Origin of the sequence: Bacillus sp. IBL03825, from assembly GCF_024712505.1 — a bacterium.
In the GTDB taxonomy this organism is placed as follows: Bacteria; Bacillota; Bacilli; order Bacillales; family Bacillaceae_G; genus Bacillus_A; species Bacillus_A wiedmannii.
This window is the reverse complement of the sequence record NZ_JAMXKE010000002.1, coordinates 378,903-405,030: the sequence shown is the minus strand read 5'-3', so window position 1 is coordinate 405,030 and position 26,128 is coordinate 378,903. Positions and strand designations below refer to the sequence as shown.

General features: G+C 31.9%; 16 protein-coding genes and 4 pseudogenes. 13 read left to right on the top strand and 7 right to left on the bottom strand.

Features of this window, described 5'->3' with window-relative positions; all coding sequences use genetic code 11:
- Positions 1-5 precede the first annotated feature (5 nt).
- The 3 genes and pseudogenes from NHG49_RS29435 to NHG49_RS29425 form a co-directional block, all read left to right on the top strand.
- Positions 6-260, top strand: a pseudogene (locus NHG49_RS29435) (LPD1 domain-containing protein); the annotation flags it as partial.
- A 13-nt stretch (positions 261-273) separates the two neighbouring features.
- Positions 274-1,564, top strand: a pseudogene (locus NHG49_RS29430) (DUF3854 domain-containing protein).
- Between the two features lie 129 nt (positions 1,565-1,693).
- Positions 1,694-2,605, top strand: a complete 912-nt coding sequence (locus tag NHG49_RS29425) for an Rpn family recombination-promoting nuclease/putative transposase (RefSeq protein WP_064474250.1) — start codon at positions 1,694-1,696, stop codon at positions 2,603-2,605.
- A 734-nt stretch (positions 2,606-3,339) separates the two neighbouring features.
- Here the strand turns inward: NHG49_RS29425 and NHG49_RS29420 are convergent.
- Entirely contained in the window at positions 3,340-3,504 is a 165-nt protein-coding gene (locus NHG49_RS29420; protein ID WP_081257121.1) for a hypothetical protein, read from the bottom strand.
- 125 nt (positions 3,505-3,629) lie between these two features.
- Between NHG49_RS29420 and NHG49_RS29415 the strand changes: the two genes are divergently transcribed.
- Positions 3,630-3,812 (top strand): hypothetical protein, encoded by a 183-nt coding sequence (locus NHG49_RS29415; protein WP_064474249.1) that lies wholly within the window; start codon positions 3,630-3,632, stop codon positions 3,810-3,812.
- Between the two features lie 304 nt (positions 3,813-4,116).
- Positions 4,117-4,737 (top strand): annotated as a pseudogene (locus NHG49_RS29410) (S-layer homology domain-containing protein); the annotation flags it as partial.
- A 662-nt stretch (positions 4,738-5,399) separates the two neighbouring features.
- Here the strand turns inward: NHG49_RS29410 and NHG49_RS29405 are convergent.
- The 3 genes from NHG49_RS29405 to NHG49_RS29395 form a co-directional block, all read right to left on the bottom strand.
- Positions 5,400-6,335 carry a serine hydrolase domain-containing protein gene (locus NHG49_RS29405; RefSeq protein ID WP_064474248.1) on the bottom strand — a complete coding sequence of 312 codons (936 nt, stop codon included), beginning with the start codon at positions 6,333-6,335 and terminating at the stop codon, positions 5,400-5,402.
- Positions 6,336-6,561: 226 nt separating this feature from the next.
- A complete protein-coding gene (locus tag NHG49_RS29400; protein WP_098102965.1) occupies positions 6,562-7,794 on the bottom strand; it encodes a HAMP domain-containing sensor histidine kinase in 1,233 nt (410 codons plus the stop codon).
- Between the two features lie 4 nt (positions 7,795-7,798).
- Complete coding sequence (locus NHG49_RS29395) at positions 7,799-8,491, bottom strand: response regulator transcription factor (RefSeq protein ID WP_088047590.1); 693 nt, start codon at positions 8,489-8,491, stop codon at positions 7,799-7,801.
- Positions 8,492-9,205: 714 nt separating this feature from the next.
- Here NHG49_RS29395 and NHG49_RS29390 point away from each other — a divergent pair.
- From NHG49_RS29390 to NHG49_RS29380, 3 genes are read left to right on the top strand one after another with little or no spacing between them, the layout of a single operon-like run.
- Positions 9,206-10,006 carry a lipoprotein BA_5634 family protein gene (locus NHG49_RS29390; protein ID WP_258127022.1) on the top strand — a complete coding sequence of 267 codons (801 nt, stop codon included), beginning with the start codon at positions 9,206-9,208 and terminating at the stop codon, positions 10,004-10,006.
- 21 nt (positions 10,007-10,027) lie between these two features.
- The gene (locus NHG49_RS29385; RefSeq protein WP_064474243.1) at positions 10,028-10,741 is read left to right on the top strand and encodes an ABC transporter ATP-binding protein; all 714 of its coding nucleotides are present in this window, start codon (positions 10,028-10,030) and stop codon (positions 10,739-10,741) included.
- Complete coding sequence (locus NHG49_RS29380; protein WP_258127021.1) at positions 10,738-13,206, top strand: ABC transporter permease; 2,469 nt, start codon at positions 10,738-10,740, stop codon at positions 13,204-13,206. The genes NHG49_RS29385 and NHG49_RS29380 overlap by 4 nt, the downstream gene beginning before the upstream one ends.
- Before the next feature lie 451 nt (positions 13,207-13,657).
- Here the strand turns inward: NHG49_RS29380 and opuD are convergent, their stop codons facing one another.
- Positions 13,658-15,208: a glycine betaine transporter OpuD gene (gene opuD, locus NHG49_RS29375; RefSeq protein WP_061530085.1), complete on the bottom strand. Its 1,551-nt coding sequence runs from the start codon at positions 15,206-15,208 to the stop codon at positions 13,658-13,660.
- A gap of 412 nt (positions 15,209-15,620) precedes the next feature.
- Here opuD and NHG49_RS29370 point away from each other — a divergent pair, with 412 nt between their 5' ends.
- Entirely contained in the window at positions 15,621-15,899 is a 279-nt protein-coding gene (locus NHG49_RS29370) for an AbrB/MazE/SpoVT family DNA-binding domain-containing protein (RefSeq protein ID WP_258127020.1), read from the top strand.
- A gap of 568 nt (positions 15,900-16,467) precedes the next feature.
- On the opposite strand, the pseudogene NHG49_RS29365 reads toward NHG49_RS29370, so the two are convergent.
- A pseudogene (locus tag NHG49_RS29365) lies at positions 16,468-16,530 on the bottom strand (helix-turn-helix domain-containing protein); the annotation flags it as partial.
- Between the two features lie 699 nt (positions 16,531-17,229).
- Here NHG49_RS29365 and NHG49_RS29360 point away from each other — a divergent pair.
- The 3 genes from NHG49_RS29360 (at position 17,230) to NHG49_RS29350 (ending at position 24,820) form a co-directional block, all read left to right on the top strand.
- Positions 17,230-19,470, top strand: coding sequence for a M60 family metallopeptidase (locus NHG49_RS29360; RefSeq protein ID WP_258127019.1), 2,241 nt, complete (start codon positions 17,230-17,232; stop codon positions 19,468-19,470).
- A 140-nt stretch (positions 19,471-19,610) separates the two neighbouring features.
- Entirely contained in the window at positions 19,611-21,977 is a 2,367-nt protein-coding gene (locus NHG49_RS29355) for a putative mucin/carbohydrate-binding domain-containing protein (protein WP_258127018.1), read from the top strand.
- Positions 21,978-22,081: 104 nt separating this feature from the next.
- Positions 22,082-24,820, top strand: a complete 2,739-nt coding sequence (locus NHG49_RS29350) for a putative mucin/carbohydrate-binding domain-containing protein (protein ID WP_222655505.1) — start codon at positions 22,082-22,084, stop codon at positions 24,818-24,820.
- A gap of 173 nt (positions 24,821-24,993) precedes the next feature.
- Here NHG49_RS29350 and NHG49_RS29345 read toward each other — a convergent pair whose 3' ends face one another.
- A complete protein-coding gene (locus NHG49_RS29345) occupies positions 24,994-25,434 on the bottom strand; it encodes a MarR family winged helix-turn-helix transcriptional regulator (protein WP_258127017.1) in 441 nt (146 codons plus the stop codon).
- A 143-nt stretch (positions 25,435-25,577) separates the two neighbouring features.
- On the opposite strand from NHG49_RS29345, the gene NHG49_RS29340 reads away from it, so the two are divergent.
- A complete protein-coding gene (locus NHG49_RS29340; RefSeq protein WP_088047596.1) occupies positions 25,578-26,051 on the top strand; it encodes a GNAT family N-acetyltransferase in 474 nt (157 codons plus the stop codon).
- Positions 26,052-26,128 lie beyond the last annotated feature (77 nt).

Below are 26,128 nucleotides of genomic sequence, written 5' to 3'. Positions count from 1 at the left end.
GGTATCTATACTTTGATACAACAATCAAATTAGATAAAAAGAGAATCAAAAAATATTGGTCTACAAATCACGAGATGTTTGCTAGAGCATTTGAAGTATATATAGCACCCGCTTTGCTAGAACAAGAACCTAAAAACGATTTTTTAGTTTGTGATATATATTCTTTTGTATATCTGTTAGGAGAACAAAGAAAGCATCTAAATAGAAGTATAAGGAGTTTAATGCAGGTAGTTGTTCTATACATAATAAAAAATATATAAGGGGTGGGGGATTATGCATTATAACATTCAAAAAGGACAGTTCCGTTTAACAAGTGCTTATCCAAGAGGTAGCTGGTGGGATTTTTATCGTGTTCCGTGTCCAATTTGTCATGATACAGGAAATTGCATGCTGCATGTTTCGCAAGAGAAAGTAGCGTGTACGCGTGTAGAAAGTAAATGGATCTATGGAAAAAACACGAGCAATCCAAGCTACATTCACTATATAAATGGAAAAGATAAGTATCAATTGCCTGAGGTGGATGAAGTTCAGATCCATGATAAGAAAAGCAAAGAGGAATTAAATGTGTTTAATCGTAAGTTAATAGATTTCATACCATTGCAAGTGCATCATCATGCACATTTAATAAGAGATAGAAAAATGAGCGAGGAACAAATACAAGTACGTCAATATCGTTCTTTCTTAAAGCAACAAATTGTGTTAGAAGAGAATAATACGTATACAACCGTTTGGGAGAAAAAGTTGCTGGCAGGGCATTCCGGGATTTTATGAGATGAAGAAAAGTCAGCTTTCTCTTCGTTTAATGTCAGGCTTCCCTGGTATATTGATTCCTTTTCGAAACCAGTATAATCAAATTGTTGGATGGCAGGTTCGTGTGGATGAAGTGAAAAACTCAGTTCATGTGAAATCGGCACCTACTGGAGTTCAAGCAGAAATAATTGAACAACCTAATGTTGTAAAGATAACTAAGAATGGTGATTGTATATTTGAAGGTGAACTAGAAGTGAGCAAAAAGGTAGAAATTCCATCTCAAGAGGAACGAATTGTTGTAAAGATTCATAAAGGGCAAAAATATTTATGGATCTCATCAGCAAATAAAAATCAAGGAACTGGTGCAGGAGGTAGTGACAATCCACTGCCTGTGCATGTAGCAGTACCGAGTTTTCATTTGAAACATTGGAATTCTGGTACACTTCATCAAACTAAATCAGTGATGATAACAGAGGGGGCTATAAAAGCAGATCTGATTGCTGATTTGATTCCAGAGAGGTTTAATAAAGTGGAACTTTCTGAAGTAGGAACAACGGTTCTTGCGATTCCTGGTGTAAATGCTTGGAGAATTACTATACCTGTATTAAAGGATATGGGGGTAGAAAATGTTTATTTAGCGTTTGATGCTGATTTAGTAGAGAATAAGAAAGTAAGAAAAGCTCTTATAGACTTTGCGACAAAGTTAAAACAAGAGGGTTATAACGTAATTATTGCAGCATGGAACCCAGCACAAGGAAAAGGTCTGGATGATACAATGCAAGCGGAATTTAAACCAGTGTTTAAGGGACTGTAATAGTCATAAATTAGGTTGATATTTTCATAAATAGGTAGTTTGAAAAAGATAGAGTTTATAATTCTATCTTTTTTTATATCCAATTACTACAAAGGTTTTAAATTAACAAAAAGAAAGGTAGAAGAGAATATGAATACATCTATGAAAAAAAATCTAGTAAATTTACGAGTTGATTTTGCTTTCAAGCGCTTGTTTGGAGTAGAGGGAAATGAAGATATCCTCATTGGTTTTCTTAATGCGGTATTACAATCCTCTTTAGATGAGGAAATCATTTCGTTGCATTTAGATGATCCACATCTCCCAAGGGAGCAAAAGGATGATAAATTGTCTATTTTAGATTTGCGAGCTACTCTTAATAATGGTATAAAAATAAATATAGAGATACAAGTTCGCGACAAAAAAGACATGATCGAGCGATCTTTGTTCTACTGGGCTGGCATGTATTATTCTCAAATGATTCAGGGAATGAAGTACACAGAATTAAGACCAATCATTTGTATTAATATAGTGGATTTTATTCTGTTTTCAGAAGAAGAAGACTTTCATAATATCGGTGTAGTCATGAACAAAAAATCAGAACACATAATTTCAGAGAATATGCAATTGCACTTTCTTGAGATTCCAAAAGTAATTCGAGAATGGCAAGAAGATCGAATGGATCCATGGGATGATATATTAGCACGTTGGCTATTACTATTTCCTGCATATGAAGATGAGAAATTAACAACAATCCTGGAGGGAATCGCGATGGAAAAAGATCCAGTTTTGAAAAAGGCAATAGAAGATTGGGAGCGTTTAAGTAGTGATAAGGACTTTTTACGCTTATATGAGGCTAGAGAGAAGGCAATCAAAGATAGAATATCAGAAATAGAGACGGCAGAAGAAAAAGCCGCGAAACAAGCTGCAAAAGAAGCTAGAACAGCCACTAAGATAGAGATGATTCATAATTTAATTAAAGCTGGTGTACCTATAGAGAAGATATCAGAAGCCACTGAATTAAGTGTGGAAGAGGTTAATGAAATTTTAAAACATAAAGAGTAAATACAAACGATTTAAAACAGGTAATTGTGATTACAAACAATTACCTGTTTTTTTTATTCTTTTTGATTGTTGTCCATTTGTGATTATAATTCTATCTTTTCTTGCTTTAGTATTCCCTCTAACCTATAAAGGAGTTTAAATATTGAGAAATAATGATGGGAATTAAGGTGAATTTAAACAAAATCCTTATTTAAATGAAGAAGCCCTAGGATTATGGGGCTAGGGCTTCAAGTCATGGTATATCTCACACGACATTAAAAAAGAAAAGAATGTACTGAAGATAGCACATGAATGTTTCATAAATGTATCAAAAAAGTGATTTTATAAATTAAGCTACTCAACATACTTAACTAACGGCTTGTTGAAAAAAAGAAGCCCCGTAGAAAATATTACAGGGCTTCATAAGACTGAGTTATGTCGTACTCACAGGTGATTTTAACATGGATTTAGCGGTAAATAAATTGGTAAATGTGTCCAAGTGGTCTGAAACTATTATGTAAAAAAGAGCACTAAATAAAGTGCTCTCGTGACGAGATCCATTTTGTAACGACTATTTTATATAGAAAGGAACACAGAATATTCTATGAGTGCCCATTTAATTGTGTGCCTTTTACAAATTAAAGAGCAGTTAGCAAAAGCTAAGTGCTCCAATCATGGAATATGGTTAAGAAATGGGTTGTCTACATTATTGACGGAATAGTGAGTTTTATTCAGAAGAACTTATACCCTACAAATTAGATTATGATATTTGCGATTACCCATATCGCCCAGAAAAGAACTAAAAATTCTATTGAAATCCAAAGTGCTTTTTTCTCAGGTTTTTTAAACTCGTTTATTAAAGAGAAAACAGCACTAATTCCTATAAGGATGAAAAGAATGAGTCGTATTGTATCAGACATTTTAACCACTCCTAATTTAAATTAAATTCATTATATAATGATTTTTAAATTTTTAGATAATTATTGGTGATAATTAAGCCAAATTTAAACAAAATAAACTTTTGGGGAGAAAGTGAGGAATAACAATGGGACTAGGAAACCGTGGAAATGAAGTAGAGCAACAGCAAGGTGAGACTAATCTGTTTTCTGAGATAAGGAATACAGGACATGTTAGTCATATCAGAGTCAAACAGACTGATAAGGCCTTACAATACGTTTTAGATTATGACGAGGCAGAGGTTAATGAGATTTTATCAAATAAATATTAGAGAATAATCTTAAATACATGTAATTTCCTGTTTTTTATTTTCTCCCATTGTAATAAATATTTAGAAAAAGATAATAGTGTATATACCTTATTTAGAATTTATTGTGCTTCAAAACTTCTAAATAAGATAAGAGGAATATATTGTACGTTTTAATTTGTGAAATTAATATATAAAGATATAGTTGTATGGAAAATTTCTTTAAGAAGTCTAAAACGTTAGTTTAGATGAAGGATTTAAGTGTATTCAAGTATTAAATTGAGGGTAAAAAATCATATAAACTTAATTTGAATGAAGGAGATAATTTATGAAACTTAAACAGAAGGTATTAGCAGGCGGTATTATATTGGCAACAGCATTAACACCAATGATAGATGCGCAGGCAGAAGGTAAAAGGTTTAATGATGTTCCACAAGGACATTGGTCTTTTAATGCTATTACAGATTTATCAAATAAAAATATTATTGCAGGTTATGAAAATGGTATTTTTGTTTTTGGGGATAATATAACTCGTGGTCAAGTAGCTAGAATGATTTATGCTTACTTGAAACCTGCAGATGGCCCTAATATTAAAAATCCGTTTACTGATGTCAAAGGGCATATGTTTGAAAAAGAAATCTTATATCTTACTAAAGTTGGTATTATGAGTGGCTATGGTGATGGGAAATTTGGACCTAATAATATCTTAACACGTGAGCAGTTAGCGGCTGTGTTAACAAAAGCCTTTAATTTAAAAGCAACAGCAACTACTACATTTAAAGATGTGGAAAAAAACTATTGGGCTACGAATGCTATCAGTGCATTACAAGAAAATAAAATTGCAAGTGGTACAGGAAACAATATGTTTGAGCCAAAGAAGGTTGTAACACGTGAGCAATATGCGCAATTTTTATACAATGCAATTAATGTGAATGAGAAAACAGAAGAAAATAATGGTGGAACAACAACAAATCCCACAGATCAATTGCCTCCTAACCTAAAGAAAGTAGAAGTAGAAAAACAGACATATAAAGCAGGAGATATAGTAAGGGTAAGTGTAGAAGCGGAAGATGATGTGTCAGGTGTTATGGGAGGATTTGTAATAGTAAGAGGGGCCACTGGTGAAGAAAGTACAGCTAGGATTAGTTATGATAAAGAAAGTATAAATGGATTGCAGACATTCAATTAAATCCGTATGTGAATCCAGGAGAATATAAGATAGCATCGATTACATTGTACGACAATGCTGATCACGATAAAATTTACTGGGGTGGACAAGACTTTAATCTTTTCTTCAATGTCACCAAAAGTTAATATAGAAATTTTATAATTAAGAAGAAATTTTAAAATTTACTATACTGTTTTTGAGTGGAATTTGGAAATGATAGTTATTTTATGTCCTCACAATTTTGTAGTATGTCATAAAGTTCTCTTTCTTAAATATAAGATAAGTAACCTATCAGGCTGAAGGATATTCATTATTTAATGTATTACCTTCAACTTAATAGGTTACTTTTTTCTCTTTCTGAAAAAATAGAGGTAAGTGAATCTAGTAAGCAAATAAAAAGGGATGTTGTAAACAGACAATAAAATCAATCACGACTTTTCAGCTTATGCATCAAAAGTATTTTTCTTTAATGTTAGTGTTACTTTACCTAATTTAATGACTCCTACAATTATAGAGAGCAAAGGTATTACAAATAAGAGATGTCCTATTCCTGGGGCAAATAATGTTACTGTAGACAAAGGGCTAAATAATTTAGGAAATCCAATTAAAATAATCGATGGCAGCAGCAAGTTAAATACTAATATAGACAACCCATTTAGAATCCTACGGAATGCTGTTACTTTATGATTGCTAGGTTTGAAAGTTCTGTAAGCTGAATAAGCAATTAAAGCAACTATTGCCAGTAAAATCAAATCAATAATAACATATTTCATAAATGGATTGCTATCAGATATAGAAGGTTCTTCATTATGTACCAGCTTGTTTATCCCGCGTATGATGGCATCATATTCATTAAGTTTAAGATAATCCATTGAATTGATTTGCAAGCTGATGCCATGTTCCACATCTAATACAACTTTTGAATATGTATTTTCTGTCCATCCACTATGGGAAATTCCTTCATTATTCACTTCCCATCCCATTGCGTAGTAGGTATCATCCCCTATGAGTGCTGATGGATGATGCATTGTGGTTATTGCATTCGCTGATAAAATACTTTTTCCTTTGAATTCTCCCTGATTCAATTGTACGATCATGTATTTTGCCATATCTTCCGCACTGGATATAAGGTAACCTGAAGAAATAGTTCCTTCATGGATTAATTGCTTTGTTGGCACCTTTAATCCAAATACAGTTTGATATCCAGTTGCAATTGCATTGTTTTTATCATCTTTTGGGTTAACATAACTATTGCTCATTTCAAGTGGTTTGAATATGAATTCATTAATATACTCTTTATACGATTTATTCGTAACCTCCTCGATTATTAAGCCTAAAATGTTATAATTTAAATTCGAGTATTGATATTGTTGGCCCACAGAATATGCTAATTAGTAATAAAAAAGCTCATTTTTTCGTTTTGGGGCTGATTTGTATTCTTAAGTTGATGGGCATGGGGTACCGCCACATGACCATCAAGATAAGTTCCTATAATACCCTAAAAACGAAAAACTTATCTCTCCACAGTCATTCTTCTTTTTTCAACGCTAATTAATTTTTGAAAATTATACTTAAAAGTGTGGATGTTAAAAAATTTAATGACTATTAATACTTCATAAAAGTAATTGTAAATTTTGTAAATGAATGTTTTTGGCTTTCTACTTTAATAAATCCGTGATGAGCTTCGATAATTGATTTTGCTAGTGCTAAGCCAATTCCAATAGATCCTTCTTTTTTAGAATTTTTTGCTTTGTAAAATCTATCGAATATATATGGCAAATCTTCTGATGCAATACCTTCACCAAAATCTTGAATTATAATTTCAGTATGAATAGGAGAGTTTGTGACTTCAATATAAATAGAACTATTATCATTTGAATGTTCAATGGAATTCTTTAAAATATTTAATAAAGCTTCTTGCATCCAAATACTGTCATGGAAAAGTGATATTTTTTCATTGGTTTTTAAATGTATGTTCATATTTTTTTTATTTAATTTACTGTTCAAACTAGCAATGACCTCATAAATTGTATCAATAATATCAGAATTTTCTTTTTCAAATAGTATTGCCCTAGCATCTATTTTTGAAACTTTTAATAAATTATGTATTAAAAAGCTGATTCTTGAAATTTGAACTTCATTATTGTGTAAAAAATGATATTGCTGTTCATTTAATTTACCTTGTAATAAGATATCGTTGTTCACTGTTAGTGTTGAGAGTGGTGTTTTTAGTTGATGAGAAATATCTTGTAAAGTTTGAATTAAAAATTGTTTCTCTTCCAATAAATTATGCATACTTTTTCTAATAATATTTTTCAGTTTATGAAAAGAATTAGCGAGTTTTGCTAGATCTCCTTCTCTATTTTCCTTTATATCAATGGTGTAATCACCTTCAATAATTTTATTCGCTGCAGCTGTTACATTTCTAATTTTTAAGAAAAAAGATTTATATTGTAAGTAATTTAGAAAAATTAGGATTAAACTGAACCCTATTGCTCCAAGGAACATGTATATATTGTTTTGGGATATATGTTTATTTAAATAAGGAAAAAGTCTTGAATCCAATTCAGCAGATAGACCATATTGATTTAATAGCATTTCTCCATCACTGGAATAATCTTTTTTATTCGCTGTATCATTTGTAAGTGCTTGTATTATTTCGTATTCATTTTCTGGGTTTTGTGTAATTAGTTTTCCGGTAATTTCACTCCAAATAGTAATATAATCATTTTTTAAATGGTCATATAGAATATGAACTGTGATAACTTGATATATAATAAATAAAAAAGAGATTAATGCTAATGTAAGTATATTAATTTTTATTTCTCTATTTATCATTAAATTACTCCTTACTGACGTCTTTATTCCAGAAATATCCGACACCTCTTTTTGTAATTATACAGTTAGGATTTTGTGGAGTATCCTCAATTTTACTTCTTAATCTTTTTACATAAACAGAAAGAGTATTTTCATCGAAAAACACTTCACTTTCATCTACTATTTTTTTCAATATCTCATTTCTTTGTAACACTTTATGAGGATTTAGCATTAGCGTTAATAAAAGTTTGTATTCTAAATGTGTTAAATTTATACTTTTCTCATGCTTAAAAGCTCTGGCCGCCTCAACTTCAAGCTGTATATTTCCAGACCTCAATATAGTATTAGAAGCTGTTTTAATTTTTTTTCTTAATTGTACCTTTACTCTAGATAATAGCTCTTTTACCCTGAAGGGTTTTGTTATATAATCATCTCCACCAATTTCAAGGCCCATTACTACATTTGCCTCCTCATCTAGTGCTGTGAGAAAAATAATAGGTATATCACCTTTTCTTTTAAGATAGGTACATAAATCATACCCATTTCCATCTGGGAGTCCAACATCTAATATGGCTAAGTCAAATTTATTATTTTCGTATTGGTCTTTTGCATCTTGTACAGTAGAAACTCTTATAACCTCAAGTCCTTCTCCTTTTAGAGTAAACTCAATAGCCATTCCTAGATCGTTATCGTCTTCAACGAATAATACTCTATCCACAGTATCTCTCCTCATTTTTCTTTGATTATGGCAGTATTTTAGATTATGACCGTTATTTTACACGTTGATTGGCTAATTTAAAATAGTTTAGTATGGAAATGGACTTTTAGAGGCTTTTCTGAGTATAAGCATAATACCCAAATCGCCTTTCAGCTTTTCAACACATAATGAGATACAACAATTATTTAAAGCAGAATATTCACGTAATTCATACATGTTCTTGCTTATATTTTGAAAAACCTTGTAATAGAATCTTGTTGAAATTGTCCGTTTTTATAAAATCAGTAATGTTTTATTTAAGTTAACTTAACTTATACAAAAATGTTAAATGAAAATTGGATTCGCATTAATTATGTAAATGAATTAAAAAAACAGCTCATTGAGAATAAGAGCTGAATGGGAGCGGATTTTCGAGAATTTGAAAAGTATGTGTGTACTTAAATAAGTGTATAAAAGCCATTTAAGTGTACAATTTTAAAATATATCTTGAGCAGAGTTACGAGTATATAAAAAGTTAGATTTAGTAATCTTACTAAACTGTAAGATTAAAGTATATATAGTAAGACAAGAGTTATTCAATTAGCAATTAAAGACGTCTATACTGGAGGTAATCATTCTTTATTAAGACTTGTAGCATTTTAGTCACTGTTTTATTTAAAGAAGAAAACCACTGTTCTAATCCCAGATTAAACATAGTATATGAGGAGGAAGAAAATGAAAAAGGTAATAGGATTTCTAGCAGTAACAGCAATTTTTATAGGTATAGGGTTTGCTGTAAATCGTTATATAAATGGTCCCTCACAACCGGTAAACGGTATCATGGTATCTGGAACGAAAGAAAATATATCTGCTGTTAAAAATCTGTATAAAGATCAAAACGTACGAACAGCAGATTATAGTTATAAATTGGTCAAAGAAATAATAAAACAAGAACTCACTACCGAACAGAAAGAAGATATTAAGAAAGAATGGAAAGAAAAAGGAGAAAATATGACTGAAGAAGAGATGGACAAAGAACTTGATAAATCATCTGTTAGAAAGAAACAATACACGGTTATTACAAAATCTACAGCAGAAAAATTCTTGAAAAAAGGAATTGTAAGAACACCCTTATCTAAAGAAGATAGTTCAATAACTTCAACCCCGGTAAAAGAAATAAAAGAATTAGCGAGTGAAAAAAATTTATTTTATAGAAAAAAAGCGGAAGATGAGGAAGTTAAGGATGGAAATTTAAATTTAAATGGACAAATGATACCTGTTCAACATATTGAACAAAATAATTGGATTGGCTATTTTTCATCACCGATAGTAATTGTTAATGAGGACACATATAAACAATTAAAAGAAAAAGAAGTAAACCTTTCGTTAATTCAGTTTGCAAAAGAAAATTTTGATTATAAAAATAAAAACAAGGTAAATAAGGTGATCGAAAACATTTCAAAAGTGTATGAAGTGAAAGACGAGAATAGTGAATACGATAGGGATAAAATCTATTTTGTAGAGATTCAAAATTAATCTGTGAAAAGGATGAGTTGTATGGAGGTTGTTAGATTAGAAAATGTAGAAAAAACATATGGAGAGGGAGAAACGCGAGTACAGGCGTTAATAGGAATTAATCTTTCCATTCATAGGGGAGAATTCGTAACCATAGTTGGAGCGTCAGGTTCTGGTAAAAGTACATTATTACATATTTTAGGAGGGTTGGATCGTCCGAGTTCAGGAAATGTGTTTATAGGTGGTGAAAATATCTATAATTATAAAGATAATGAACTTTCTATTTTTCGCCGAAGAAAAGTTGGCTTTATATTTCAGTTTTTTAATTTGATACCTGTCTTGAATGTACAAGAAAATATTGCTTTGCCAGCTCTACTGGACGAGGAACAGGTAGATGATCATTACCTGGATGAAATTATACGAACTCTAGGGTTAAATGAAAGACGAGATCATTTGCCTTCTGAATTATCGGGTGGTCAACAACAAAGGGTATCTATTGGTAGATCTCTTATAAATAAACCCGATATCATCTTAGCAGATGAACCAACCGGAAATCTAGATACAAAAAATACAAAAGAAGTTCTGAATTTATTAAAAGTAACAGCTAAAAAATATAATCAGACGGTGATTTTAATTACCCATGACCCTGCTATCGCATCAAACTCTGATCGAATTATAACCATTGCAGATGGCATGATTATTTCAGATGAACAATTATTGCAAAATCAAGCAAAATGTGGAGGGGAGGAGTATTGATTCGTAGTTACAAACAGTTAAGTCAAAAATATCTCAGAAGTAATATAAAACGTACTCTGCTAACATTAACAGGCATTATTTTAGCATTGGCGCTAATAACAACGATTGGATTGTTTTTTAATAGCGGATACACTTCGGGAATTGAAAATGCCAAAAAAGGTTCTATGGGTTCCGCAAATATTTCAGTTGAAAATTATAATCAAAAGCTTTTCAATATGATAAAAAGTAATCCGAATATATCTTCTTATGGCATCATAACTCCAGGAGAGACGCTCAATGTTGATGAAATAGCTGTCTCTTATATGTATGCAGACCAACAAGCATTAAAGCTGTTAAATTCTAGTATGCCAGTACAAGGTAAGCTACCTTCAAATGAAAACGAGGCTGTTTTGGAAAAATGGATGCTACCTTACTTCGGGCCCAATCTTAAATTAGGCGGTATGTTTACTATTCATGATAAAAAATATAAACTTGTTGGTTTGCTAAATAAGTCTAATAGTACTCAGGAAAATAAAACAGGTCAATTATTGACATATAAAAATAAGTTTAAAGTTGGAGAAGGTAGCGTATTGATTGAATTGCATAAGTACGCAAACTTTGATGAAGTTGAAAATCAATTTAAATTATTAACGAATAAAGAAAATATAAGAGTGAATGACGGATTAAAGAGAGCCTTAAAGCCTAGTGTTGAGATAATGATGGCAGCCGCTATTAGTATTGGGATTGTTGTGATTTCTACGATTGTTATTATTTACAATGCATTTCAAATTAGTATAGTAGAGCGAATGAAACAGTTTGGGCTATTGAGGAGTATAGGAGCTACAAAAAAACAAATCAGAAAAATTGTGATAAGGGAAGCAACAATTCTTTCAATTATTGCTATCTTTTTTGGGATTATGTGCAGTATATTAGTAGTCTTTTTACTTAATCAAGTACTGATAAACGTACTTAAAAACTCTATGGGATATACAATTAAATTAGATTGGTTAATTATATGTGTAAGTTCTCTAATTACATTGATAACTGTCTATATTTCAAGCTATTTTCCTGCTTTTTTTGCAGGTAGAATTTCACCGTTACTGGCCGTAAGTAGCCGATTAGCTATAAAAAAAGAAAAAATAAAGAAAAAAAAGAGAACAAAGTTAAAGAAACCACTATCTTTTCCCTTAAGTATGGCATTAAAAAATATCCAAAGGAATCCCAATAGGTATACAGTTACAATCTTGTCTATTATTATAAGTAGTGTACTGTATATTACGTTTACGTTTCTCATAGATACTGTCATTCAGCGTAAACAACCGGAAATTCAAGCTCTAAAATCGGACATATCAGTTACGCTTAATTCAAATTTAGACAAGCCTAGCATAGATCGTATGAGTCGAAATATTTATAAAGTCAATAATGTAGAGAAGCTGTACAAGCAATATCAGGCAAATGATTTTTATACGAAAGTACCAAAAAATAAACAAATTAAAGAATTACAAGGAAATGAATCGCTGTATCAAAAAGTAAAATATAATAATCAAACTGTAGAAATTATGAAAACACAAATAAAAGCATACGATGAGAATAGTTTAAAGAAACTAGCTGAAAATGTAACTAGTGGAAGAATTGATATTTCAAAATTAAATCGTGAAAAAGAGGTTATTTTAGTAAAACAAGCTGCAACGAATGATATGAATACAAGTAAAAAATATATAGGTTCTCTAAGCACTTTTCAGGTAGGGGATGAAATCCAAATAACAAGTCAGCAGGAAAGAAAATCTACAGAGGAAATCTCCTACAATGAAGAAAAACTGGAAACTTTAAAAATAGCTGCAATTGTAGAATTGGATATTTTTAATATGAGCAGAGTGATGGATACCATAACTTTTATTACTAGTGAACAAATAGCTGAATATATTACACCATCTCCACAAAAATTATCAGGTTTTGAAATTGATTTAGAGAATCAATCTCAGGCTGATGCTACAATTTTAGATATACAAAAGAAACTGGGTGGAGATGCATCTATAGATGTACAAAATAATATTGTTCAAAGTAATTTTCATACAGACAATTTACTTTATATAAAAATATTAGGGTACGGATTTATAGCTGTTATTACACTGATTGGTTGTGTGAATATTTTAAATACCATTACAGTCAGCATCATTATGAGAAGAAAAGAACTAGCTGCTTTAAAATCGATTGGTATGTCGCAAAAGAATTTAAAAAAGATGATTACTTATGAAGGGCTCCTGTACGGTCTCTTTGGAAGTATACAAGGAATCTTTTTCGGCTGTATGCTTTCATATATTCTTTATATAGCGCTTTCGAATATGGTGTCTTTTGAATTGATTATTCCTTATCAATCTATCTTTACCACATTTATAACTGCACTGTTGATTAGTTATGTAGCGGTACTAATACCACTTCGGAAAATTCAAAAGGATAATGTTATAGATGTAATTAGAGAAGAATAACAGTAGTCATAACAATATATTGTTCGTGAAATACAATGCCTGTAATTTTTAGAGTGGAATATAAAGGGTTTGTAAAAGAAGGTTAGACAAAGTTAAAGCTTTATCAAGGGAAGGTAATTTCTTCTCTTGGTAAGCTTTTTTGAGATAAGGGATAGTTTTAAAATGTATAAAATAGAAAAAGCTTCAGAAAAAGATAAAGAATAGTTAAATGAAATCAAAAGAATTAGAACTAAATGAAAGGTGAAAGTGGACACATTGTTAATGTTAGTTCATAAAAGGGTATCACCACATGTTTATCAAGCTAATATTTTAAAGAGTCTCCGAAATAAAAAATTTCTTCGTTTTGAGGAACTATCAAATTCTTAAGTTGATAGATGTGTGGCGGTACCCCCATACAGTAAGGTTAAATAATAGAAAAGCACCTCTCTAGCAAAGAAGAGGTGCTTTTCTATTATATAACTTTTTTAATTTTTTGCGGTGATTGTTTCGTTTGAGTAATGATATTCTCTTGTCGTAATTCTTTAAAGAGCGACGTGACCATAAGAACGACTACAATAGAGAATGGTAAAGCTGCTATGATCGCTGCAATTTGCAGTGCATTTAACCCACCTGCTTGCAAGAGAATGGCTGCAATAGCTGCAATTGTTAAACCCCAAATAAGCTTCAAACTGTTTTTCGGTGATAAGTTACCATTGCTTGTTTGCATAGCAACAACAAATGTTGCGGAGTCAGCAGAGGTAACGAAGAATGTTGCGACTAAAGTTAGTCCAATAATGGTCAAAAATGTTGAGAATGGTAAATGCGAAATGACAGCGAATAAACCAATTTCGGTACCATTTTTCGCAATTTCATCAGCAATTCCAAGTGATTGGAACATTTCCATATGAATAGCTGTACCACCAAAAACAGCGAACCAAAATGTACAAATGAATGTTGGGATTAATACGACGCCGATAATAAATTCACGAATTGTACGCCCGCGAGAAACACGGGCAATGAATGTACCGACGAATGGAGACCAAGAAATCCACCAACCCCAGTAAAAAATAGTCCAATTTTCAATCCAAGAAGAAGATTCTTTGCTAAAAGCACCTAAATTTAATCCCATGCTTGGTAATGCTCCAATATAAGAGCCCAGTGTGGAAGTAAAATACTTCATGATAAAGACAGTTGGCCCTAAAATTAAAAAGGAAACGAGTAATATTCCAGCGAGTGAGAAGTTTAAGTTACTCAAATATTTAATCCCACGATCTAAGCCAGTTTGTGCACTTGTTAAATAGAGTACAGTGAAAATGGCAATAAGTACGAGTTGTGTACCAATTGTGTTATTAATAGAAGGGAATAAATAGCTTAATCCTCCAGCGATTTGTTGTGCACCGATGCCTACGGATGGTACGATTCCAAATACAGTTGCTAAAACAGCCAAAATATCTACTGTTTTTCCAATAGGAGAATGTTTCGATCGATTAAATAATGGAGTAACTGTAGCGCCAATTGTGCTACCTTTTTGTTTTCGGAATGTAAAATATGCAATTGTTAGAGCGACCATTGCATAAAGTGACCAAGGGAAAAGACCCCAGTGGAAAAATGAATATTGCATAGCAAGTTTTGCGCTTTCCTCAGATCCAGGTTCACCGGTAAGCGGTGCTCCAAAGTGTGAAATGGGTTCAGTAATTCCATAAAAGAGAAGTCCGATGCCCATTCCTGCTCCAAATAACATGGAAAGCCAAGAGAGGTAACTATATTGCGGTTTTTCATCATCTTTACCAAGACGAATGGAGCCATACTTTGAAGATGCTAAATAACCAGCTAAAATAATCATTGTGGTCATAAGTAGAGAGTAAAACCATCCAAACTTATTGAGAATAAATGCGTTTAAAGAAGAGGTAACACTTTGTAAATCATAGCTTTGTATCCAACTTGCTGGAATTATACCCCATATAATAAATAAGGTTGTAAGCAAGATGGAGATATAGAATACACTGTTTTCTTTTTTTATCATAGAATCCCACCTTTTATTTAATAAAGTTAAAAATTATATTAATAATAACAATGATAGGATTAATTGTCAAAAAATTCTTTTTTTATAGGTGATATAGGGTACAGCCAACGTACTAACATAAAACCCGCATTAAGAATTGTTTGCACCGTAAAAATACTGTACATTTTTGTAATAATGCTTTGCTTGAATCGCCTACTGGGATAGCACCACATGCCCATTAAGCTAATATTTTAAGGTACACTCTAAATAGAAAAAATTTTTATAGCACAAAATTTCATTTTTGGCTTTTTTGGGGTAACCTGTTCTGTTAGGTTTATAGTAATGTGGTAATATCTCTTTATGGCGAAAGCCTGTTACAATAGTTAATAATAACTTAGGTACAAATTGATAATGAAATGGGGAAAGAGACTAGATGAAAGCAACCGGAGTAACTAGAAAAGTAGATGAATTAGGGCGTGTAGTAATTCCAAAGGAACTTAGAAATACGCTTGGTATTAAAGAAAAATCACCATTAGAGATTTTTGTAGAAGGGGAAAACATTGTTTTACAGAAGTATCAGCCTGGTGGTGTTTGTGCATTAACAGGAGAAGTGTTAAATCATAACATAGCATTAGCAAATGGTAAGATAACATTAAGTCCAGAAGGTGCAGAATTATTACTAAAAGAAATAGAACAGTATCTTGTAAAATAAATGCTCCTTTCAAGGGGCTTTTTTTTATAGGGGAAATATAAAATTTCACGTATCATAATGTTTAATAAAAAACTAAATACCTAATTAATAGTCTACATATAATCTTATGTTGAATTAAGCCGCTAAATAGATACTGTATTGTTTGTTTTGAGAAGATTAGCAAATAATTTAGTACGAGATACTGAATTATAGGGTAAAAAAGAAAAAGGACGCTTAGCTTCAAAGGTCTAAACGCCAAAATGAATAGATAAAATATAAGTACATAGAGGGGAGAGTGATTCCCCGACTCATTATGAGTATATCATGGAATCAGGTTATAAAGAAAAACAAATAATAATTAGGCTTGTTAAGTGGTGGGGGAATTTTGAAGAAACTTACAAATGAAAAAATTGTACTGTTAAAGGTAAATATAGGGGTACTGCCAAGATACATGTAATTTTGAGTCATAGGCTTACTTTTATTTTGAAACATAATCAAATCGGGGTTTTTTCTATAATTTTTAAACTTATTATCATACACCCTAATCATACAATTGAAACAAAGTATTTTCAGTAGCTAACTAATGAATGATTAAGGTTGCTTGTGCTTTATTTGGATAGATACGAAATTTATATGCTTTATTGATCATCATTCCTTTCACACCCATTTTGATATGTACCTATTATACAACAAACGTACATTCGAATGATATTGAAGTAACAATGTAAGTATGTCGAACAATTAAGATGACTTCCTGCCATCCCTTGTCAGAAGCCAATTCATCTCCCACCTACTCATTTCACGTTCCTTGAGGAAGGAGTCTTCTTGGCTAAAATGATAAAAACTAAGATACCTTTTCTGTGGAATCCTAGGAAAAGATGACGCTTTTATCTCCCAATAACTTAAAAACTTAAGCTATAAGAGAAAAAAGAATGAAGTATTCTGATGGTAGTAAATGACTTAGCGGTGTCAATGTATATATGACAAATCCGCCTATAGCTATTTACTTTCTTGAATTTTACATAATATTAATTTTTTGTGAATTATTACTCTGTAATTAATTAGATTTAATGTATTATTCACACGAAATGACTACCTTTGTGTAATTTATTTGATTTGTAAGACAGTTAGGAATACTAGATTAAAACATAAATACACGTTTTTGATAGATATTTTATAAAGTTGTATTTATATGTGTCATAAAATAACATCTAAATATAATTATAAACAGAGTAAAGGGAGGGCTATGTAAAAAGTAATAAATACAAGTTCATGAACTGTTTTTGCACGTAAACACATGCTAAAGAAATGAAAACTTTTAAATTTATCAAGGAAATGAGAGGGAGATACTATGGGGAATAAATCAAAGCATAAAACCAAAAGAATACTTGTAGCTACTGCAACATTAACTATACTTGCTTCTGGAATGGCTTCTTCACCAGATGTCTTTGCAGAGGAAATGCAGCAACCAAAAAAATTATCAGCATCACTGCAAGGTGAGAATTTAGTTAAATCAGAAAATAGAGCGTATACAGTCCCAGGGAAAGGTGATGTCGAGGTACTAAAACAACAGGAAAGAAAAAGTATGGCATTTAGCCCATATGAACCCACTGGTTTATATGCAAAACCAAATGAACAAATAACGATTAATGTAGAAGGTAATCAAGATATTCAGGTATATATTGGAACGTATTCGTATGATGCTTCTTGGAGAGAAGATTCTAAAATAAAATTATTTACATTAAAACCTGGTATAAACACAATTCAATCTCCAAATGGGGGGATGATTTATTTTTATAATAAACAACAAGGTGGCACCATTCGAACAACAGTCACAACAGGTGGATCGACTACGCCTTTCTTTGAATTAGGAAAGCATACGAAACAAGATCTAATAAACATGCTGGACCAATATCCTAATGCACATGCAGTGGAGTTAAAAGGAGAACGTGTATTAATTACAGCCAGCCCTGCACGTGTTAAGAAATATTTGTTGGGTTCTAATACAGATCCTGTACAACTCTTAAAAAAGATGGATGAAGCTACTCGAATTCAAGACAAAGTAGCTGGATTATCCGAAGAACAAGTAGATAAACATTATGTTCATTACGTAGAGGAAAATCATTCTCCTGATTATTATATGTATGCAACTTCTTATCGAACTGCATATGTAGGAGATGCAATTCAATACGTGTTAGATATTGATAAATTTGTAAAAGATGGCTGGGGTCCATGGCACGAGGCAGGACATTTGAGACAACAATCGCCCTGGAAGTTTTATAATATGACAGAAGTACAAAATAATATATACAGCCTTTCTGTAGAAAAAGCATTTAATCAACCATCCAATTTAGAGAAAAGTGGAATTTATCCAAAAGCGTTTCAATATCTAGAACAAACGAATAAAAATTATGATGAAATTAGTGATGTTTTTGTTAAGCTTGTTATGCTTTGGCAACTACAGTTAGCATATGGAGAGGATTTCTATCCTAAATTGCATCAATTGTATAGAGACATGCCTTCAAATGAAATTCCACAAACTGATGAAAATAAAAAACAATTATTTATGATTTCAGCATCAAAAGTAGCCAAACAAAATTTGATTCCTTTCTTTGAGAAGTGGGGATTACGTCCAAATAACGATACCATCCAAAAAGTGGCTGCATTAGGATATCCAATTTTAACAACAGAAATTTGGAAGGGTACGGATTCTAATCCAATTAAACCAGATATGCCTAATGGAAATAATATTTTAGAAGGAAAACAGTTTGCATGGTCACTAAAAGGAATTAGCGATTTTGAGTTTGCTAAAATCAATTTCAATAAGTCGACAGAAGAAATGCAAATCGACTTAAAAGCAGGCATACCGCATCATTATTTTAATGAAACATACGCGAGTATTAAAGTACAAAATGCATCAGGAAAAGTAGTATATAAGAAAGATATTTATGGAAACAAACAGCAAAATGCTGAATCACAAACGGTACCAGTCAAAATAGGAGATTATATCGAGTTAACACATTTAGAAGGTGTGCATAGAGCTACTTTTATGAATGTCGATAATAGTAAACAAGAGAGCTTTGGGAAAAAAACCATATACGAAGTTACAAAGGATGGCCTGAAGAAAGTAAACCAAATTGTTAATCCGAAACCAGATACAGAAGCTCCCACACAGCCACAAGGATTATCCGCAAGCAATGTAACTTCTAACAGTGTAGAGCTAAAATGGAATCCTTCTACAGATAATGTAGGTGTAAAAGAATATCAGGTATTACGTGATGGACAACTAATTCAGACGGTACAAGGAACGACGTTTACTGATCAAAACTTAACAGTTAATAAGGAATATAAATATGCAGTGAAGGCCGTAGATGCAGCTGGAAATACATCAATTCAAAGTAACATTCTTCCGGTAAAAACAAAAGATCAAAATGCATCTTATGAGAAATGGGATCCAAAGAAGGCGTATACAAAGGGAGACAAAGTAGAACATCAAGGGAAAGTGTATGAAGCTGTTCAAAATCATCAAGGAAATGGTGACCCGAATTGGATATTTGCAGTATCGTTATGGAAACCACTTACAATCAAGTAATATGTAAGAATCAGATGTGAAGATAGAAAAACATAAATTGGGGCAGTATTTTAAAGAATTACTGGATGTTGCTTGAATTTTGATAGATTTCTCTATTAAGTTATTATTCAAAAATTAAAATTAGAAAAGGAAGAAGATTAGTGATTATTCAGAAAGAAAAGAAAAGATTTAATAAAGTTATTATAATTACCGCAGCATGTAGCATGTTTTCTATGTTTGGAACGTCTATTTCGCACACTAAAGCTGCAACACATTCAGCTGCTCCAGCAGTTTATGTCAGTCCCCAAAATATACCTGCCTCAGATATTATTAGTATAGACTGGTCACCAGTTCAGACTCCGCCTTATACGTACTGGGCTGTACACAACTGGAATGCAGGTGGTGAAGCTGGAGGATATGCTGGTTTTCAACAACAAAGTGGGTTTGATGAAAATGGAAAACGTACTTTACATTTTGCTTTATGGGATCCAATTTCCTCTAAAGAAGCAATAAAGGCCGAATACTTATCTCCGAATTCGCAAGCTGGACCCTTTGGAGGAGAAGGAACAGGAATGAAGGTTCAAACAACTTATGGTTGGAAAGACTACAATTGGTACAGAATGACAATGCGTTCATGGCAAGAAAATGGTCATACTAAATTTGGACAATGGCTGAAAGATGTAACAAATAATAAATGGCATCAAATTGCAATTATGGATTTTCCTGTTACTAATGTTGCATTTAATCATGGATTAGGAATGTTTCAAGAAGACTGGGCTGATAGTGGACAGAATGTTCGAGAAGCGCGCCTGAAAAATGGTTATAGCCGAAAGTTAGTAGATAAACAATGGAATTCCTGGAATAATCAAAATATTTCAGGGACGCATGATAATACATATCAATATGATGGAGGAGCCACTTCAGAATATGTATGGGTCAAAGCAGGAGGTAATACGCAGTCTACCATTGGATCAGGAAAAATATTCACGCTAAATCAACCTACTCAACCTGAAATAGGAAAACTAGATTTTGATATCCAATCTATATATTATGAAAATGAAAAATTAAATGTATCTTGGAAACTAAAAGAAAATAGTACACCGCAATTTAAGGGGAAAATTGAAATTTATAACAATGAAAATATGACGGGCCAACCTATTAACGTAATTGATGATATTAAATCTTATCAAAATGGAATCAGTCAATCTATATCATTATCAACAAATGCTTATGCAAAAATTGTATTAACGGATTTATTTGATCAAACTGTTGAGAAAAAGGTACAAATCAAAAATGAATCTCCAAACATTTTTGAAGGTAACGAATTTGCATGGTCGCTGAAAGGGATTGGAGACTTTGAATTTGCGAAAGTAAATTTAAATAAATCAACAGAAGAAATGCAAATTGATCTAAAAGCAGGTGTACCACATGACTACTTTAATAGTACATATGCAAGTATTAAAGTGCAAAATACATCAGGTAAAGTGATCTATAACAAAGAGATTTATGGAAACAAACAGCAAAATGCTGAATCACAAAAGGTACCAGTCAAAGTAGGAGATTATATCGAGTTAACACATTTAGAAGGTGTGCATAGAGCTACTTTCACAAATGTCGATAATAGTAAGCAAGAGAGCTTTGGAAAAAAAGCCATATACGAAGTTACAAAAGAAGGTCTGAAGAAAGTAGAAAAAATGCCAGAAGCAACAATCTTAGATGGAAATCAATTTGCATGGTCATTAAAAGGATATAGTGATAGAGAAATTGCAAAAGTAGATTACGATAAAACGGCAGAAGAGATGAAGATAAAACTAGAAGCAGGTGTACCACATTCCTACTTTGCTAGTACGTATGCGAGTATTAAGGTCCAGAATTCTTCTGGAAATGTTCTGTACAATAAAGAAATCGTGGGAAATAAACAACAAAATGCTGAAAGTCAAACTGTGCCCGTCAAGGTAGGGGATTACATTGAATTTACCCATATAGAAGGAGAAGCAACAAAGGAGAAAACGCGAGCAACTTTAACTAACCTTGAAAATAAAAAAAATGAAACCATTGGAAAGACAGCAAGGTATCAAGTTACAAAAGAAGGCCTGAAGAAAGTAGAGAAAATGCCAGAAACAACAGTTTTAGATGGAAATCAATTTGCATGGTCTTTAAAGGGATATAATGATCGAGAAATCGCAAAAGTAGAGTATAACAAAGCAACAGAAAAAATGCAGATTAAATTAGAAGCGGGAGTACCCCATTCCTATTTTACTGATACGTATGCAAGCATTAAAGTTCAAAACTCATCGGGCAATATTTTGTACAATAAAGCAATTGAAGGAAATAGACAACAAGCTGCTGAAAGCCAAACCGTTCCAGTCAAAGTAGGGGATTATATTGAGTTTACTCATATAGAGGGAGAAGCACAAAAGGAAAAGACACGCGCCACACTTACTAATCTTGAGAATAGTAAACAGGAATATATAGGAAAGAAAAGAATATATCAGGTTACCTCTATGGGATTATTAATAAAGTCATAGATTTCACTACAAAACTTAAATTATTGATTTATATAATATATATAAATCTTAACTATTATACGCATTAAAAAATGCTCAAGAGAAAATAGATTGGCGGGTATAGTATGAACATATTCAAAGGGTTTCTAATTTCATCAATTGCAATGACAACATTTGTAGGAACAGATCTAATACTACAAAATGATAGAATTCATAATAAAGTTTACGCGGAATCTTATAATGTCACATACAAAGAAACAGATTCTAATAAAAGAGATTCACAGGAAGAACAATTAATTGTAAAGTTTAAAAATGAAATTGACTTACCTTATGAAGATGGTATTGAGAAACGAATAAAAAATGGGAATTATGATAACAATTTAAAGAAGTTATTTTCCGAAAATACGGAACTTACTTTAAATCGCCTGTTCTCATCTGTAAATCCGATAGAGATTGAAAAGTTATCATTACACTCTAAATCATTTGCTAATCAATCAGCTAACAATCTATTAAATTATTATATTGTACAAGCTCCTAATAACATAGAAATAGAATTATTACTGAAAAAATTTGAAACATCACCTCTTGTAGAGGAAGCTTATATACAAGAAAAACAAATTTTGACACCCCCTGAAATACAACAGTTACCAGATTTATCTGTTAATCCGTACGATGATCCTAGATTTAAAAATCAAGGATATCTTGAAGCAGCACCAAAGGGAATTAATGCCTCGCATGCTTGGAGCATTAAAGGTGGTGACGGAAAGGGTACTACTTTTGTGGATATGGAATATGGATGGTTATTGAACCATGAGGATTTAGTCAATAAAAATATAAAGCTTATGTCTGGACAAAATATAAGTCAGCATAGAGCTCATGGTACTTCTGTATTAGGAATTGTTTCATCCGAAGATAATCAAATTGGAAATATTGGAATTGCACCAAGAGCAAATGTAAAAGTAATATCCCAAATCAGGGATAATGGAATTTATAATACAGCGGATGCCATTTTAAGTGCTGTACATAATTTACAAGCAGGGGATATTCTTTTATTAGAGGCACAAGCTTCGTATGATGGGTATGGGGAGAAATATTTACCTGTAGAAGTACATCCAGATATTTTTGATGCGATTCGTGTTGGTACAGATAAAGGGATTATTATTATAGAAGCTGGCGCAAATGGTTCAAACGACTTAGATAATTTTAAAGATCGTAATGGAAAAAAAATCTTAAATCGAAATAGTCCAGACTTTAAGGATTCAGGTGCTATTATGGTTGGGGCGGGATCATCAACTGTTCCACATAAACGTTTATGGTTTTCAAATTATGGAAGCCGATTAGATGTATATGGATGGGGAGAAAATGTTGATACAACATCTGCAAATCCAAGTCAAAATAATACAAATTTATATACATCAACATTTAGTGGAACATCAAGTGCTTCACCAATTATTGCTGGGGCAGCAACTTCGATTCAAGGTATTGCTAAAGAACACCGAGGTTCTCCTTATACACCAGCCGAATTAAGAAATATCTTAAGTAATCCAAATACAGGAACAAAATCTCAAGATCCATGGAATGATAGAATAGGTGTTTTACCTGATCTAAAATCTATATTAGATAACTTAGGTTTTAATCCAGATATACCGAACTCTTCTAATATTTTAGAAGGAAAGCAGTTTGTATGGTCACTAAAAGGAATTAGCGATTTCGAGTTTGCTAAAATCAATCTCAATAAGTCGACAGAAGAAGTGCAAGTTGATTTAAAGGCAGGCATACCACATCATTATTTTAATGAAACATACGCGAGTATTAAAGTACAAAATGCATCAGGGAAAGTAGTATACAATAAAGACATTTATGGAAACAAACAACAAAATGCTGAATCGCAAAAGGTTCCAGTCAAAGTAGGAGATTATATCGAGTTAACACATCTAGAAGGTGTGCATAGAGCTACTCTCACAAATGTTGATAATAGTAAACAAGAGAGCTTTGGAAAAAAAGCCATATACGAAATTACAAAAGAAGGTTTGAAGAAAGTAGAAAAAATGCCAGAAGCAACAATTTTGGATGGAAATCAATTTGCATGGTCGCTAAAAGGAATCAGTGATTTCGAGTTTGCTAAAATCAATTTCAATAAGTCCAAAGAAGAAATGCAAATCGACTTAAAAGCAGGCATACCGCATCATTATTTTAATGAAACATACGCGAGTATTAAAGTACAAAATGCATCGGGGAAAGTAGTATACAATAAAGACATTTATGGAAACAAACAGCAAAATGCTGAATCACAAAAGGTACCAGTCAAAGTAGGAGATTATATCGAGTTAACACATTTAGAAGGTGTGCATAGAGCTACTTTCACAAATGTCGATAATAGTAAGCAAGAGAGCTTTGGAAAAAAAGCCATATACGAAGTTACAAAAGAAGGTCTGAAGAAAGTAGAAAAAATGCCAGAAGCAACAGTTTTAGATGGAAATCAATTTGCATGGTCTTTAAAGGGATATAATGATCGAGAAATCGCAAAAGTAGAGTATAACAAAGCAACAGAAAAAATGCAGATCAAATTAGAAGCCGGTATACCACACTCCTATTTTACTAGTACGTATGCAAGCATTAAAGTTCAAAACTCATCGGGCAATATTTTGTACAATAAAGAAATTGTAGGAAATAGACAACAAGCCGCTGAAATTCAAACTGTTCCAGTAAAAATAGGAGACTATATAGAATTTACCCATATAGAAGGAGAAGCACAAAAGGAAAAGACAAGAGCTTTACTAATTAATCTTGAGAATAGTAAACAGGAATTTATGGGTAAGAAAAGAACATATCAAGTTACTTCTACGGGATTATTAATAAAATAGATTAAAAAGATGTCTAAAAAATATAATTTTTTTTGGACATCTTTTTTATTATTAAAAAAGAGTTAACTATTGATAATGATGTATGATGAATTCTATAGGCACATTAGATATTTTATATATTTATACCTATTCAAAAAAACAAGTTATAGCTAATGTTCTAAGGATTGACACATCTATTTTTGTTTAATATTTTTATCCAATTTTTCTTTTATTATCATCATGGAAATACGAATTTCATTAATCTCACTATCACTTAGTCCGTTAAACAATTGATTTATTTGTTCATCTGACTGAATATGAATTATATCTAGTAGTTCCTCTCCTTTTTTTGTCAAAAAGAGAAAGTTTTTTCTGCTGTCTTTTATTGAGTTTCTTTTCTCTATTAATCCTTCCTTCTCAAATCTACGTGAAATTCTGCTCATATAGCTTCTATCAATATTAAGTTCTTGCACAAGATTATTCGCAATACACTCTGTTCTTTCGCTTATTTCAAATAGTATTCGTGTTTCGGTTAATGAATAATCTGTATCTAGAATCTGGTTATTAAATAGACCAAGTACCTTTGTATAAAAACGGTTGAATTGTCTGATGTCATAAGTAATTTTTTTATCCATAGATCCTCCTTTAGTTGACTAAGTCCACGTTTAATATTAATATAACTGTACCCTTAAAATGTGGACTTAGTCAATGTTTTAAGGATGCCATTTTCAAAAATCTGTCGCAATCTTTATTAAAACCTAATTGAAGGAGATCGTATATGATTATTCGAAAAATGAAAAAAGAAGACAATGCAAAAGTAAAAGAAATTATACAAGATTCATTAAAATCACTTGGATTAGCGCTTCCTGGAACAGCTTATTTTGACCCTCAACTTAATGACCTACATCAATATTATAATAATCTAAAACATGCGAACTATTGGGTAGTAGAAATGGAAGGAGAAGTTGTTGGTGGAATTGGTATAGCACCGTTTAACGAATATGATAAAGTTTGCGAATTACAAAAGCTATACTTAAGTCCAAAAGCACAAGGTCTAGGGTTTTCCAAGAAACTAATGGAAACAGCTTTGTCATTTGCCTCTAAACATTATGAAAAGTGCTATTTAGAAACAATGCATGAATTAAAAACTGCATGTCTATTATATGAAAAATTTGGATTTATACTTTTAAATGCCCCCCTACCAGGTTCTGAACACTCCACTATGAATGCATGGTATATAAAATCTTTTTAAAATTAGGTGTATTAAACGCATCTATAAAAAGGAAGTATTGAAGGAGCTTTATTTTGACACAAATACAAACATGAATT